Below are 14,175 nucleotides of genomic sequence, written 5' to 3' on the forward strand. Positions count from 1 at the left end.
TGTTTATGCCAAACTCATAATCACTTCATAAAAGCTTAAAAAGTTTTAAGAAGGGTACAACGTTAAGTAAGAGACATGAAGTTCTTGTCCATTATGATAATAAGCAAGTGAGCTTGTTAATCTAAAGATGAGCTGAGGTAATGTTTGCCTGCTCATCTTTTTCTATTTGGAGGCTAAATATATGAAAAAAATTCTATTAACGGGCGCTTCGGGATATATCGGTAGTCATTTAATGAATAAATTAAAAGAAAACTATGAAATTATAGCTATTTCTAGAAATATAGAGAATAAATCGGATGAACGTAATGTTACATGGAAGGCAGCTGATTTATTCGATTTAAATGAAATAACTGAGGTAATGAAAGACATTGATATCGCTATCTATCTTGTTCATTCTATGATGCCTTCAGCCAAATTGACACAGGCAAGCTTTGAAGACATGGATGCATTGTTAGCTGATAATTTCGCTAAAGCTGCAAGTTATAACAAAGTTCAACATATTGTATTTATGAGCGGTTTGATACCAGATACAAATGAATTATCCCCACATTTGAGAAGTCGTTTAGAATGTGAACAAATTTTAGGATCATATGGTGTACCAGTAAGTACGTTAAGAGCTGGATTAATTATAGGTTCTAAAGGAAGTTCTTATCCTATTTTAAAAAAATTAGTAGAAAGATTACCGGGTTTGTTGTTGCCAAAGTGGGCTTACAATACAACATTGCCAGTTGCAATAGATGATGTCATTGATGGCTTATATAAAATTGTAGAGCGTACGCCAAATGAGAATGAATCAATAGATATTGGTGGTCCTAGTCACATGACTTATAAAGATCTTTTCAACCAAACAGCAGAGGTACTAGATAAACGTTTACCTACTATGGATTTACCTATTATTCCTATTTGGTTAAGTAAGTATTGGGTTAAACTTATTTCTGGCGTACCAAAAGAGATGGTCTATCCGTTAATGGATAGCTTAATTCATGATATGGTTCGAGAAAATGACCATATTGTGGAAGGAATTTCTATAGGTAAGACGGACTATAAAGAAAGTGTGCGTATTACTTTAGAAGAAGAAACGCATACACCAAAGAAATCGAAGTCATCACGTAAGACTGATATTAAAGACGTTAGAGCAATATCGAGGGTAGACTTACCTCAAGATATGAATATGATTCAATTAGCAGAAGTGTACGCTAATTTCTTAAATAAAATTACATTAAATGTCGTTAATAGTGATTTTGACGAAGATAACTTTACGATTACTGTCCCATGCTTAAATAAGAAATTATTATTATTAAGAAAAGACTTTAAAGCTTCTGATAATGAGAGAATTTTATATCGAATTGTTGGTGGGGATTTTGCTTTAGATGTAGATGGTGGTAATGCGAGATTAGAGTTTAGAAGGTTGCCTAATAGTGATGAATGTATTATTGCCTTACAAGAATATAGACCAACATTACCTTGGTGGGTCTACAAGTATACCCAAGCGAAAGTGCATAAAAGTGTAATGAACATTTTTAAATTGAAGTTAGAAACTGAGAAAAACAAGAAAAATGGAGCTGTGAATATGAAAAAAGTTATTTTACCTGTTGTTATCGTTGGTGCTGTTGCCTTAAATTTATATGGAGTGAAGAAGTATCTAGCTAGAAAAAACAACATATCTAATGCTGAATTGTAGTGGCTAAAGAAGTGGAAATAGACTATAAAACTAAATGAAATAATTAAATCAAACAAAAAATTATAATAATAAGCACCCCAAAAGTCGGACAAAAATCTAACTTTTGGGGTGCATTATATTATAGCCAAATCTAAATTACTTTTATTTATAAAGTAGGTTTTAAATACGTCTGTACCGCTTGTAGTACATTATGTTTTAAGTTGTCTTGTAATTCATCTCTATAGTTATGATAATGAACATTGAGATTTAGTGAGCGTATTTGAATAGTATCTATGACACCTGTAACTATCCCTTTTTTAGTTTTGACTTCAATGTCAGTTGGGAATCTTACTTCTCGATTTGTAATTGGTAATACCCAAACGAAATCAGTACCTTCAATGCTCATTTGATTGTTTATGACTAGGCATGTGTGTATCTAAAGAGTATTGGATATCGTTCAACAGAAACTCAATAAAAAATTACCTCCACCGTATCGCTAAGAGAGACACAGAGGCGTATCATAAGTGAAGCTAAAAGTTACTAATCTTATAAGAAAACATTAGACTTATTACAAATATTGAGTATCGATAAGTTAAAAGAGACTATGGTATAATATTACCATCAGGAGGCGATAATATGATTACAATTGATTCAAAAGTTAACAAACAAATCGCTAAAAATCTTTCACTTGAAGGCATGGATGTAACTAAGGAACAACAAAAACAAATTCTTGATTTTATTAATAATAAAAAGGAAATTACGAATGAAGTGATTCGTAAAATCGCTTTTAAATAAATGAAATATAAAGCAACTTTTCAGGACGAATATCTTATAAATTCGAACTTGCTAGGTGCCCAAACAATAGATGAATTAGAGCAACTTGAGAAAGTTGCTTTTTATATTGTTGAAGGTTTAATGCAAGAAGAGGGATACGACTTTTTGTTTCCATTATCTGTAAGTTCAATCAAGTTATTACATAAAAAACTATTCGAAAGAATATACAGTTTTGCTGGTGAGATTAGAGATGTAAGCCTTATGAAAGAAAATACGCGGTTTTGTGAACCACAGTATATTAATACAAATTTAAATAAACTCATCGAAGAATTTAAATTAGAAGATGAGTGGTCCGATATAAAGGTTGCAGCAGAGAAACTTGCTTATTATAAAATAGAGTTGAATATGATACATCCTTTTCGTGAAGGTAACGGAAGAACAATAAGGTTAATAGTTAGAGAAATAGCTAAGCTAAAAGGATATGAATGGCGTACTGATTTATTAGATCGAGAAAATTATATAGATGCAATGAAAAAATCAATTTGGAATGAAAAAGCTTTAATTAAAATATTTGAAAACACACTGTTTACATTAAAATAATCTTTATAGATATATAGATAGGCATGTAATAGTTTCGTTTCAAATAATACATATGTTTCAAGTTAGTAGTCACATTGTTAGTCACAAATTAAAGCATCCATCACAGCAAAATGACAGATGATCTATTTTATCCACAATTCTTAATGTTACTTTTTTAGCAAAGTGAACACAAATCAGTTACTTATACTTATAGTGATTTTTCAATTCAGCCTTTAGTTTAGAAATTATATCATTTATAAAACTGAACCTAGTATATTATTTTTAATAAAAAAAAAGAGGGATAGCCATGTTTAAACTAGTAGTTACAGATATGGATGGGACGTTTTTGAATTCGGAAGGTAGTTTCAATCGTAAAAAGTTTCAAAACTTATCACTTCAACTGAAAGATAAAGGGATTCGTTTCGCTTTTTGTACCGGCAAACAAAATGAGCGTGTGGATGCGATAGTTGGAGACTTAACTAAGGATTTATTTATTATCGGGGATAGTGCTTCTCGAATTAAAATCAATGACATGAATATATATGCTCAGACCTTTAGTAATCAACTTGGCCTAGAGTTAATTAAAACGATTAAACATATTGATGATCAACTAGTTATTATTGTTTGTACAGAAGGTATGGCTTATGTAGAAGAAAGCATTTCTCAGAAAGAACGAGAAGCGGTTTTAGGTTCATATGAGAAAGTAACATTTTTAAAGGATTTAAATACAATTGATAAAGATATTTTGAAAATTACTATTTTCGATACTCAAGGACAGTGTTTTGAACATGTTAAAGGTTTAGAAAAATATCAAGATGATTTATATATAGTTGCTTCAGAAAAGCATTGGATAGACATCACACATCAAGATGTTGATAAAGGGAAAACCATTCGCTTTTTACAACATCTATTAAATATTAGCAGTGATGAAACAATTGTATTTGGGGATGGTCTAAACGATATTCCTTTATTTGAAAATGCACGATACAAAGTCGCAATGGATAATGCCTACCCAGAACTAAAAGATAAGGCTAATTTAATTTCTATTAATAACGATAGAGACGGCGTCATAGAAACATTAAATACATTGCTTGAGAATTATGAAGATTAAATTCTGTTATACAAATCAAGTTAAGGTATATTAGTGTAGATGTATCTTAGCTTGATTTTTTCATCTTATAAATAAAACCTTCAATGTTACTCTCTGAATATTTAATCATATTCTAAGGCTCATTATTCACGCCTTTCCACCAACTAAAAAAGCTTAATTTTTTGTTCTTAACAAAAATATGTAAAGTGATGAAACAACAAAAAATAAATATAAAAAATATTGTGAAAACTTATTGTAATATTTGTAATAATTTCGTAATATAAAAGAGCAATAACTAATTTCAATAGGGATGTGGAAAAATTATGAATAAAATGGGTAAATTGATTCTTTCAGCAGGTATTGTTTTAACAGGTGCAACGGTTAGTGTTGCTGGTGTAGCAACTCCAGTAACACATGCAGCAACTACACCTCATTACACTTACAATGGGAATGCAGGTTACAACGCAAAATTTGTGACTGAAAAGACGTTTATTAATGCATTGAAACATAATAATGTAACAATGAACAATATTAAAGTAGACGCAAAAGCACAAACATTTAAAAGTGGTAGTTCACTAACATATAAAAAGAAATATGATCAACAGTTCGAATACATTAATAAAAAACCAGTTTCTGCTTCATTCTCCGTTACTAATAAATCATTAAAAGTATCTGATGTTAAAAAAGCATATGCTGGATATAAATTAAAAGAAGATAAAACACACAACGGTCTTATCTATAATGTGAATGGACAACAAATTAGCTTTAATTATAATGGCAAATATATCGAAAAAGTCATGATTGGAAAATATAACGCATAATTTAAAAAATAAAAGTAGGTACTATGTGTTTTGCGCACAGTATCTACTTTTTTTGTGAACTAAAATTTAATAAACTTCGAGGTGAAACAAAACGATAACCAATGCCTCAAAATAAAAAGATTAATCAACACTTAGTTGTTTAATCTATTTTTTTACGCAAATTCTAAAACTTCATGCTTACAATAATTATATTAGTGATCCTCACAATCTTTTAATATTGATTAAAATTAAATAAATATTAAAGTTTCTATATTTTTGTGTTTATAATATTATTTAAATAGACGTATAATTTAAGTGATTATTTTTAAAGTCAAAATTTAAGGAGCATAGTATGAACGGATCATCATTAATTGGATTAATCATTGTTTTAGGTTTAGTTTTTTTAATTATTAATTTAATTAGAAAGAAATCTCAAAAGACTTATAGCGAAGATAAATTGAAAACGATTGATCATAGTGGATATGGTGACGGAAAATATTTTTATCAATCACCAGGTATGATTTTAGATAATCAATATATCCCTATTTATGGTAAAAAGAATTTATGTCATATTCCATATTACAAAGATAATAGTCAAAAGATGAGAAGTATGTTTGGTATAAAACCATTGCATGGGACACAAGTCAGATCTGATGATCATTCAGTGATTATTGAACGTATTGAGGGGATAACTAATTATGCTTTGTATAGAGTACTGTTAGATGGTAATGAAATAGGCACATTTAAAAAAGATAAAATGTTTAAAGAAGGCGGCTTCAAACGTCTATTTCCGTATAGTTTTGTCAATAAAGACAAGGAAAGATATCATTTTGAAAATCCTGATCGATTCCATTCTACTGTCATTAAAGATGAACATAACAATGTTATTTTATCCGCTGAACGAACAGGGCTAGATTATAAAAAGAGTAAAAAGACGAAAAAGCGTGGGGAACAAAACCAAATTAATGTGAATAACAATGATGGTAAATACCCTGATGAATTATGGTTAGCTTTATATATACAAGCTTGCATTACATATACCACTTTAGATAAGCGCAATACTGTTAAACAAGGATCTTAAAATATAGTTAGTCACAGTAAGACTGATGTTGGCTAAAAAATAAGGTGGGTGTCTTCGTTATCTTCTTTATATTATTTTTCTTAATAATAGGTTTGTTTTGTTTAATTGTTTTTGGCACAAGTCACTTAATTTTAAAAAAGTCAAAGCAATTAGATAGATACTATAAAATGGATAATAAGTTAAATGGTAAGCTACAAAAAGTATTAGTGTTTGTATTTGTGGTACTTATAACCATTGGAGTATCACAAATAGCAATATATTATTTATTTTCTGGTCCATTTTTTTGGTATATATTATTGTCATTTGGCTTAGTTTTTATACTACTTTTACTTCCTTATGCTTTGGTATTTTTACCTTTTTACAAGAGAAAGAAAACTATTGATGAGCCAGTGTTTGTCCTTCAAATCGTCATGTAGTGCATAGTGACGTCCATAACGTTTATGTATGGATTACTACTTGTCATTGATCGTAGTACCAAGATATTCATGGATGAAGGCGGCGTGAATTATGTAAATGGAAGCAGACTATTAAAAGATTTAGGGGGAATATCTTATATACTATTAGCAATGACAGCTACGGTAATACTAATAGTAAAAGTGGTTACGCTAAGACATAAAGAAGAAGGGACTTAGTCAAGTAAATAAAGCGATTTGAGATTGTGTAATGATAAATAAGATCCTCTAGTTAGCGATATGATTTACTGTATCCCCAAAGTTGTACTTAATAATTTAATATTCGATTTCAAAGGTTTATTTCCTGTAATTTTAAGGATATAAGCCTTTTAATTTTGCTTTACATCTTATGTTATTATCAAAATTTATATATTTATGAATAGATTGTTCAAATTGTTGAAGAGATGTATTTAATTAACCAAAGCTATCATTTTTTTCTAAATAAATATAGAAATAGCTGAATATAAAAGTAATAAAGACATAACAATATTAAAGGCAGTTTGATGTTGATTTAGCCATTCATTAAGCATACTACCCGCAAATGCCCAAACTAAAAGACAAGCCCAACCAATCAAGACGCTAATAATCAAATAAATTAGAATCCACATTGAACCAGTAACTGAAGGGATAATAAATGCGCCCATTAAAGTGATAAAAAATAATAGTGATTTCATATTAAGGACTTGAAGTACAAAACCGCTTTTAAAGCTTTGATAGGCTTTAGAAGGTGCTTTACTTTTAGTTGAAGTTAATATTTTAAAGGATAGATAAATCAAGTAAGCAAATCCTAAATATTTAAGAGGTGTTTCAATATAAACAATCCATTTACTAAATAAAAGGATGACAATATAAGAAGCTAACCCTAAAAAGGCAAATCCTGTAAGAATACCTGTTATGAAAGACTTACCACCACGTAAACCATATATTCTTGTAGCATTCATCATAAATAAATTACTTGGACCTGGTGTAATAGAAGTAACAAAGACATAGATTAAAAACGATAACACGCTGTTCGCCTACCTTTCTATGTTATTATAGTAAGGATATTAATATAAGTGAAATTAATGATAATAATATTGAAATTAATTCTACTAATATATAAGGGTGAATTGACGATGGAATTGCGACAAGTAAAAATAATTAAAACATTAATCGAAACAGGTAGTTATACCAAGACTGCCCGCAGGCTTAATTACACACAATCAAATGTGACTCAGCAAGTACAACTTCTAGAGAAAACCTTGAATCAAAAGCTATTTGATTATCGGCATAAACAACTACGTCCTACACCGTTTCTTAAAGAAATCTTACCGATGATTAATCAAATTTATGATGCAGAACAACAAATCAAACAAATATCATCACATAATAACACCGTTCGAAAAGTCAGAATAGCTGCACCAGAATCATTAATGATTACAGGATTGAGTGAAGTCATTAAAAACATGATTCACGATTATCCCAATATAGATATTAATCTTCAAAATAATAGTTGCAGTATGAATCAAGAGAAGTTACTTGAGGACGAAGTAGATATTGCCTTTGTATTGAATGATGGTGTAAATCATCATAAATTGAATTCTACTTTAATTTGTGAGGAAGACATTGTTGTCGTGGCACATCAAGAAGCACCAGATCACTTTGATGAATTGTTACAGCACCGACAATACAATCATTTTGTAATTAATGAAAAAGGGTCTGTATATCGAAATATGTTTGAACAAATCATACAAAGTCAGCAACTAGATATTATAAAAATAACTGAATTATGGAGTATAGGTGTTATCAAATCGTTGTTATTAGATAATATAGGTTTTTCATTTTTACCTTATCGTACTGTAAAAAAAGAGATTGAATCGGGACTACTTAAAGTAATTGAGACACCATTTTCTGTAGAAAAGTTAGGTTCATATATACTCACTAAATCATATCCATGGAACAAAGATATTAATCACCTGATAATTGACGAGGTAACAAATTTTTTCAGCAGTAAATAAAAAAATTCCATTTTCAAAGCAAACAAAATTCTCCATAAAAAGTTACATTCATCATCCCCCAATCAAGCACTAAAGTAAAATAAAAATCCCTTTTGAAAGTAGTCTCATAAAATTATGGACGACCAATCAAAAGGGATTTTCTTTATCATTTTATTGATTAAAAATTGACGCTTATAGTTACGATTAAATCTTCAAGCAATGCCTTAAGAATGATTATCTATTTGATAAAATTCAATGGCATTACCTCTTAAAATACCATCAATAGTATCAGGGTCGATATCACTATTTTTAATATAGTCTACGCCGCGAGTATATTTCTCATCTTGGAAGTAAGGGAAGTCTGACCCCATCATAAATTTATCTTTACCAAATGTTTCAATAGAGCTAATCAATGAAGGTTCATGGAAGTTAGCTGTATCGTACCAAAATTGACGATTTAACACTTCATAAGGATCAATATTAAAGGCATTCCAGTCTTCATAATTATCTTTAATACGAGTCATGAAGAATGGTAATGCGCCACCTAAATGTGAAATATGGAATTTAATATTTGGATATTTCTGTGGAATTTCATTTTTAATCAATTGTAAGGTAATGAATGTAGACTCTAATGGTGCGCCAATAACCCATTCTAATTGATAGTCATTGACTAACGGACTTTGAGCACCGCAACCTGTTGGATGAATATAAATCGTAGCATTTAACTCATTCATTGCTGCAAAGAAAGGTTCAAATTGTTTGTCAGCTACAGAAACCTTATCTTTCACGATAGTTGGAATAGCAATGCCCACAAATTCGTCCTTTTTAAGTAGTGCTTGTGCCTCTTCAATAGCTTGATCGACATAAGGAAGAGAGACGGCACCATATGCTAAGAAACGATCTGGATATTGTTGAACTAACCCTTCATATAAGTCGTTGATTTCTTGAGCACTTTGATGAGCTTCTTCTTTAGTACCCCATTGTGGAGATTGTGGCGTTGCAGAAATAATTTGTAAGTCTACGCCTGCATCGTCCATCATTTTGAAACGTTTGTCTAAATCTTCTTTAGAGGCAGATTGATTAATACCTTTAGCAACCTCAGTACCTTGACTGCCTAATTTACCAAGTTTGTCTAAATAATCTTCATTCCATAAATGTGCGTGTGTATCAATCGCTTTTGTTTCAGTCATACTTTCCCCTCCATTAAAAATTGTTGTTCATAATCCAATTTTTGCCAATAACTTATTTATTACGAGTTAAGCTTAACACTTCTAGTAAACTTAATACATTTAAGAAGAAAAACTTAGAAGCAGCTTGAGCGCCTTTATGACCATGACCAGCTTTGTAGTGGTTATAAATTGCTGTACCCATAACAATGTTAATCATAATCGTACCAACAGCTACTAATTTCTTACCTAATTTACCGAAAATAGAAGTAAATAAAAGAAGTGATCCAATCATTTCGAAAGCGCCAGCTAATCTCATTGATCTACGTGATAGACCAAATCCTTGTTCGAATTGTTGAGCCATTTCATCACTGTTTTTTACTTTTGGTAGACTGCTTTTAAAAATTTCACTACCTACATATGCGTTAATAACATGTCTTAATAACATTTAAAAATCCCCCAATATAATATTAATTTCCTTGTTTTTTAACAAAAAATGCAATGATAGTACCTATTAAGGCAATCAATGCGACTACATAGAATGTAATATCTAGACCATGAATAAGGCCTTGAATACCAATCAATGATGATGTTTTACCTAGTCCAGTCATCAATGTGACTAAAATGCCAGTACCTATTGCAGATGAAACTTGTCTAATCGTATTATTCATTGCAGTACCATGAGCAATATATTGACGTGGTAAAGCATTCAAAGCTTGAGTTGTCATAGGCGTCATAATCATAGCATTACCTAACATGACAATTGAAAATGAAATAATCACATATAATGGTGTTGTATTTTCACTAAATTGAGCCATGAATAATGCGCCAATCATAATGGTTAACATCCCAATGATACTCAATATACGGCCGCCAATTTTATCATATAAATTACCAGTTACAGGTGATAACAATCCCATAATCAACCCGCCAGGCAATAAAATAAGTCCTGATTCTAATGGTGACCATTTCATCATCGTTTGCATATAAATCGGTAAAATGGTTAGATTCCCTATAAATAACATGAACATGAGTACAATTAAGACCATCGCGATTGAAAAGTCATTATATTTAAACACTCTAAACTCTAATAATGGTGATTCTAGTTTTAATTGTCGGAAAATAAATGCGGTTAGTACTATTATCGCAACAATAATAGTGATATAAACCATAGGATGTGACCAACCTAAGTTTCCGGCTGTACTAAAGCCATATAATAAGCCACCAAAGCCGATCGTCGACATAATAACTGATAGTTTATCTAAAGTTGGCTTACTTAGTTCTGTTATATTCTCTAATGATAGATATCCGAATATAAAATCAACAATACCTATCAACAAGACAACTAGGAACAGGTAACGCCAATCGAATATATTGACGAACCAACCAGCTGCAGTAGGCCCAATTGCGGGTGCAAAACCTATCACAAGACCAAACATTCCCATGGCCATTCCACGTTTTTCAGGTGGGAACATGATGAAAAGTAATGTCTGTGTAAGTGGCATCAGCATACCAGCACCTAAAGCTTGGATACTACGTCCTACTAATAACATTGGAAAATTAATTCCCAACATACATATAAATGAACCAATAATTAAAAAACACGTTGCACTAAAAAATAAAGAACGTAATGTAAAACGTTCAATTAAAAAAGCTGTGATAGGAATCATAATCCCATTGACAAGCATAAAAATTGTTGTGAGCCATTGTGCTGTACTACTTGATATCGCAAAATCTTTCATTATTTCTGGAAGTATTGTCGTCATCAACGTTTGATTTAGCACACCAACAAAAGCACCTATCATTACGACAGCTATCACACGGTTCCGTTGCTTCAAATCTATATTAAAACCATATTCATTTCCCAAATTTTGACACCCCGCTTTTAAGTGGAACCTACTATCACTTATTTTGTACGGAATGCGTTCCGTTTGTCAATTTAATGATTCGAGGGTATGATATTATGTATCTAATAAAATGAACATATAGAAATGAAAGAGGTAATTTAAATGAATTTTGAAGGTTTAGAACAATATTTAAATATTGATAATACAAAATATAATACGCCTAGTTTAGATGCACTCAATTATTATTTAAAACAATATATGTTAACTGTTCCGTTTGAAAATATAGACGTTCAAAATGGAGTAAAGATTTCTGTAGAAGTAGAAGATATTTATAACAAAGTAGTTAATCATCAACGTGGTGGCTTTTGTTATGAGATGAATAATTTCTTTAAAGCGTATTTAGAACATAAAGGATTTACTGTAAATATGGTTTCTGCAACGATTCATACCCCTGGTGGTGGCAGAAGTTTAAAAGGTTCTCATATGTCTTTAATAGTACCTATTGATGGCGTTGATTATGTTTCAGATGTGGGATTTGGTGATTTGCCATTAAGTGTAATGCCAATTACTCAAGAAGAAAATAGTACAATTATTCATGATATTAACGGAGATTTTCGTGCGATTTACGTCAACGATAACTTATTTTATATACAAAAATGGAAAGATGATGACTGGGATACACAATATGAAGCGGAATTAACACCTCGCCATATTCATGACTTTGATTACAATATTGAATATAACCAAACGAATCCTAATTCTACCTTTGTGAAACGTTTATTAGTCACAATGCCTAAGTCATACGGACGTGCTACAATGTCACAAGATAATTTAACTTTAACTAAACAACAAAAGAAAGAAAAATATGACGTAACATCTGAGAATTATAGACAATTTTTAAAAGAAGAATTTAATTTGGATGTTAAAATTGATAGATTAGAAAGTTAAAAATAACTTTAAAAGAAGGGTTATTATGGAAAGAAATCAGCGAAAAAAACGAAGCGATGCCGAATATAACCAACAGATGATCCTAACAACAATGGAAGACTTACTTGAACAGGGAGAAGATATAAGCACTAAAAAAATGTCAGATCTCGCTAAACTATCAGGTGTTGGCGTTGGTACATTATATCGTCATTTTGAAAGTAAATCATTGTTATGTCAGGCCATTATGGATAAAAAGGTCGATCAAATGTTTATAGAAATTGAAGACATTTTATCGAAAAATGAACATTGGTCCGTGCGAGATAAAATCTATACAATCTTATCAAAGTATTTAGATTTAAAAGAAGCTAACTTCACAACATTAAATTTCATAGAAAAATCCAGCGAGCACTTTAATTCGATTATTAATATTCCATTTTTTGAGCGACTTAAAAATTTATTAAGTGAACAATTCGAAGAAGACATGTACACAGACGACTTAGATTTCAGACTTAATTTAATGCTTAATTCATTTTCATCAGACTTCTATTACTTTGTAAAACATAATCAACAACTAACCAAAGATCAATTCTTAACGAAACTATTAGACTTGTTTCAGATATAAATAGGTATATTGAAAATAAATGATATAAAAACAAGCCTCGTACTCACTGAATGAAAGTGGTGCGGGGCTTATTTTTGTATGATATCCAAGAGGATTCAATAGGTTAATTTACTATCAGGATTATCTCACATTAATTAAGGGTTATCTTCAGAAACAGTAGCACCTGGTTCTGGAATCTCTCCTCTAGCTGCTTTTTCATACATTATTTTTTGCTTTGCATATTCAGCATCGTTATCAAAAGTATCTTGAGAAGACTGCGATGATGTTTTAGGAGATGTTGATTTATTTGTAGAAGGAAATGTTTCTTTTGTTACTGGTTGTTGACTTGTATTTTGAACAGTTTCAGTATTTTGATTATTAGTTTCAGAATTACTGCTATTTTGTTGTTTTGATTCTTGGTTATTTTGCGAATTGATAGTATTATTGTTGCTATCTTTGTTATCATTGTTTTTACTATCTTGTGTTTGTTTATTCTCACTTGAAGCTAACACGCTGTTCTTAAGTTGACTGTAACCAAACAATATTCCTGAACCTAATGCGACTAATACAAACAATATTGATAAAGCAATAATTACATTTTTCATTCTTTATATTCTCCGTTTTAATTAATTTTCACTGTCATCTTCATCTTCAGTATTTTCACTATCAACATTTGCGTTTTTAGCTGACATATTCACTTCATTACCAGCATCTCCAGCAGGTCTACCATTAATCGTTTTAGGATTAGAGCTGTTTGAATTATCTTCATTATTTTTATCTTTAGTCCATTCTTGGGCCATTCTATCGGAAACAGGCTGGAATTTCCCTTCCTCTGCTAATTTACGAGCTTCAGGTGTTAATTCACTTTCTTCGATGAGTCCGTCCCCATCTTTATCAAATCGAAGAAGATTATTAGGATCTTCTTCATTTGTCTTCTGTGCTTGTTCGGTTGAATTATTTTGTGAGCTATTTTGTGTATTACTTTGATTCGTATTGTTGGAATAATTTTGTTGGCTATTATTATCTGTATTAGTACCATTTGATTTTGAATCTTTATCTTCACTCTCTTTTTTAGCTGTTTCTGTAGCTTTTTGATTGTTGCTTGCAGTTAAATTTTTAACGCTACTATAGCCGAATATTGCTGCTATTCCTATCATCAAAATGAGTGCAATAATCGTTAATATTTGAATGATTTTTTTCATATTTAATTTTCCTCTTTTTC

General features: G+C 30.7%; 16 protein-coding genes and 2 pseudogenes. 10 read left to right on the forward strand and 8 right to left on the reverse strand.

Translation table 11 applies throughout. The features are described from left to right. Positions 1-181: 181 nt before the first annotated feature. Positions 182-1,681 (forward strand): NAD-dependent epimerase/dehydratase family protein, encoded by a 1,500-nt coding sequence (locus N524_RS0112115; RefSeq protein WP_029056654.1) that lies wholly within the window; start codon positions 182-184, stop codon positions 1,679-1,681. A 145-nt stretch (positions 1,682-1,826) separates the two neighbouring features. On the opposite strand, the pseudogene N524_RS12965 reads toward N524_RS0112115, so the two are convergent. Beyond that, positions 1,827-2,096: pseudogene (locus tag N524_RS12965) on the reverse strand (type II toxin-antitoxin system PemK/MazF family toxin); the annotation flags it as partial. 200 nt (positions 2,097-2,296) lie between these two features. On the opposite strand from N524_RS12965, the gene N524_RS13620 reads away from it, so the two are divergent. From N524_RS13620 to N524_RS0112155, 6 genes are all read left to right on the forward strand, one after another. Then, positions 2,297-2,455: a hypothetical protein gene (locus N524_RS13620; RefSeq protein WP_183998725.1), complete on the forward strand. Its 159-nt coding sequence runs from the start codon at positions 2,297-2,299 to the stop codon at positions 2,453-2,455. Then, positions 2,456-3,034 (forward strand): Fic/DOC family protein, encoded by a 579-nt coding sequence (locus tag N524_RS13060; RefSeq protein WP_051522845.1) that lies wholly within the window; start codon positions 2,456-2,458, stop codon positions 3,032-3,034. 286 nt (positions 3,035-3,320) lie between these two features. Next, positions 3,321-4,124, forward strand: a complete 804-nt coding sequence (locus N524_RS0112135) for a Cof-type HAD-IIB family hydrolase (protein WP_029056655.1) — start codon at positions 3,321-3,323, stop codon at positions 4,122-4,124. A gap of 302 nt (positions 4,125-4,426) precedes the next feature. Beyond that, positions 4,427-4,924, forward strand: a complete 498-nt coding sequence (isaB, locus tag N524_RS12975) for an immunodominant staphylococcal antigen IsaB family protein (RefSeq protein ID WP_051522846.1) — start codon at positions 4,427-4,429, stop codon at positions 4,922-4,924. Positions 4,925-5,255: 331 nt separating this feature from the next. Further along, entirely contained in the window at positions 5,256-5,984 is a 729-nt protein-coding gene (locus N524_RS0112145; RefSeq protein WP_029056656.1) for a hypothetical protein, read from the forward strand. A gap of 422 nt (positions 5,985-6,406) precedes the next feature. Then, positions 6,407-6,616, forward strand: a complete 210-nt coding sequence (locus N524_RS0112155; protein ID WP_141768797.1) for a hypothetical protein — start codon at positions 6,407-6,409, stop codon at positions 6,614-6,616. A gap of 132 nt (positions 6,617-6,748) precedes the next feature. Here the strand turns inward: N524_RS0112155 and N524_RS13920 are convergent. Together N524_RS13920 and N524_RS0112160 are read right to left on the reverse strand one after the other, a co-directional pair. Further along, positions 6,749-6,829, reverse strand: a pseudogene (locus tag N524_RS13920) (hypothetical protein); the annotation flags it as partial. A gap of 44 nt (positions 6,830-6,873) precedes the next feature. Then, on the reverse strand, positions 6,874-7,443 hold the full coding sequence (locus N524_RS0112160; RefSeq protein ID WP_029056659.1) for a LysE family translocator: 570 nt from the start codon (positions 7,441-7,443) through the stop codon (positions 6,874-6,876). A 108-nt stretch (positions 7,444-7,551) separates the two neighbouring features. On the opposite strand from N524_RS0112160, the gene N524_RS0112165 reads away from it, so the two are divergent. Then, a complete protein-coding gene (locus tag N524_RS0112165) occupies positions 7,552-8,433 on the forward strand; it encodes a LysR family transcriptional regulator (protein ID WP_029056660.1) in 882 nt (293 codons plus the stop codon). A gap of 203 nt (positions 8,434-8,636) precedes the next feature. On the opposite strand, the gene N524_RS0112170 is transcribed toward N524_RS0112165, so the two are convergent. The 3 genes from N524_RS0112170 to N524_RS0112180 are packed head-to-tail and all read right to left on the reverse strand — an operon-like array spanning position 8,637 to position 11,446. Beyond that, on the reverse strand, positions 8,637-9,602 hold the full coding sequence (locus N524_RS0112170) for an amidohydrolase family protein (protein ID WP_029056661.1): 966 nt from the start codon (positions 9,600-9,602) through the stop codon (positions 8,637-8,639). A 52-nt stretch (positions 9,603-9,654) separates the two neighbouring features. Then, a complete protein-coding gene (locus N524_RS0112175) occupies positions 9,655-10,026 on the reverse strand; it encodes a DoxX family protein (protein ID WP_029056662.1) in 372 nt (123 codons plus the stop codon). A 22-nt stretch (positions 10,027-10,048) separates the two neighbouring features. Continuing rightward, positions 10,049-11,446: an MDR family MFS transporter gene (locus N524_RS0112180; protein ID WP_029056663.1), complete on the reverse strand. Its 1,398-nt coding sequence runs from the start codon at positions 11,444-11,446 to the stop codon at positions 10,049-10,051. Positions 11,447-11,587: 141 nt separating this feature from the next. On the opposite strand from N524_RS0112180, the gene N524_RS0112185 reads away from it, so the two are divergent. Continuing rightward, a complete protein-coding gene (locus N524_RS0112185) occupies positions 11,588-12,373 on the forward strand; it encodes an arylamine N-acetyltransferase (protein ID WP_029056664.1) in 786 nt (261 codons plus the stop codon). 25 nt (positions 12,374-12,398) lie between these two features. Further along, positions 12,399-12,974 (forward strand): TetR/AcrR family transcriptional regulator, encoded by a 576-nt coding sequence (locus N524_RS0112190; protein ID WP_029056665.1) that lies wholly within the window; start codon positions 12,399-12,401, stop codon positions 12,972-12,974. 134 nt (positions 12,975-13,108) lie between these two features. Here the strand turns inward: N524_RS0112190 and N524_RS13065 are convergent, their stop codons facing one another. Continuing rightward, on the reverse strand, positions 13,109-13,558 hold the full coding sequence (locus N524_RS13065) for a hypothetical protein (protein WP_029056666.1): 450 nt from the start codon (positions 13,556-13,558) through the stop codon (positions 13,109-13,111). Positions 13,559-13,579: 21 nt separating this feature from the next. Then, positions 13,580-14,155 carry a hypothetical protein gene (locus N524_RS12985; RefSeq protein WP_051522847.1) on the reverse strand — a complete coding sequence of 192 codons (576 nt, stop codon included), beginning with the start codon at positions 14,153-14,155 and terminating at the stop codon, positions 13,580-13,582. Positions 14,156-14,175 lie beyond the last annotated feature (20 nt).

The sequence above is a fragment of the Staphylococcus sp. URHA0057 genome (assembly GCF_000620265.1).
GTDB lineage: Bacteria > Bacillota > Bacilli > Staphylococcales > Staphylococcaceae > Staphylococcus > Staphylococcus pasteuri.

Excerpts from the sequence above, each read along its gene's own strand:
- N524_RS0112115 (WP_029056654.1), top strand. The coding sequence starts at position 182 with ATGAAAAAAATTCTATTAACGGGCGCTTCGGGATATATCGGTAGTCAT.
- N524_RS13620 (WP_183998725.1), top strand. The coding sequence starts at position 2,297 with ATGATTACAATTGATTCAAAAGTTAACAAACAAATCGCTAAAAATCTT.
- N524_RS13060 (WP_051522845.1), top strand. The coding sequence starts at position 2,456 with ATGAAATATAAAGCAACTTTTCAGGACGAATATCTTATAAATTCGAAC.
- N524_RS0112135 (WP_029056655.1), top strand. The coding sequence starts at position 3,321 with ATGTTTAAACTAGTAGTTACAGATATGGATGGGACGTTTTTGAATTCG.
- isaB (WP_051522846.1), top strand. The coding sequence starts at position 4,427 with ATGAATAAAATGGGTAAATTGATTCTTTCAGCAGGTATTGTTTTAACA.
- N524_RS0112145 (WP_029056656.1), top strand. The coding sequence starts at position 5,256 with ATGAACGGATCATCATTAATTGGATTAATCATTGTTTTAGGTTTAGTT.
- N524_RS0112165 (WP_029056660.1), top strand. The coding sequence starts at position 7,552 with ATGGAATTGCGACAAGTAAAAATAATTAAAACATTAATCGAAACAGGT.
- N524_RS0112170 (WP_029056661.1), bottom strand. The coding sequence starts at position 9,602 with ATGACTGAAACAAAAGCGATTGATACACACGCACATTTATGGAATGAA.
- N524_RS0112175 (WP_029056662.1), bottom strand. The coding sequence starts at position 10,026 with ATGTTATTAAGACATGTTATTAACGCATATGTAGGTAGTGAAATTTTT.
- N524_RS0112185 (WP_029056664.1), top strand. The coding sequence starts at position 11,588 with ATGAATTTTGAAGGTTTAGAACAATATTTAAATATTGATAATACAAAA.
- N524_RS0112190 (WP_029056665.1), top strand. The coding sequence starts at position 12,399 with ATGGAAAGAAATCAGCGAAAAAAACGAAGCGATGCCGAATATAACCAA.
- N524_RS13065 (WP_029056666.1), bottom strand. The coding sequence starts at position 13,558 with ATGAAAAATGTAATTATTGCTTTATCAATATTGTTTGTATTAGTCGCA.
- N524_RS12985 (WP_051522847.1), bottom strand. The coding sequence starts at position 14,155 with ATGAAAAAAATCATTCAAATATTAACGATTATTGCACTCATTTTGATG.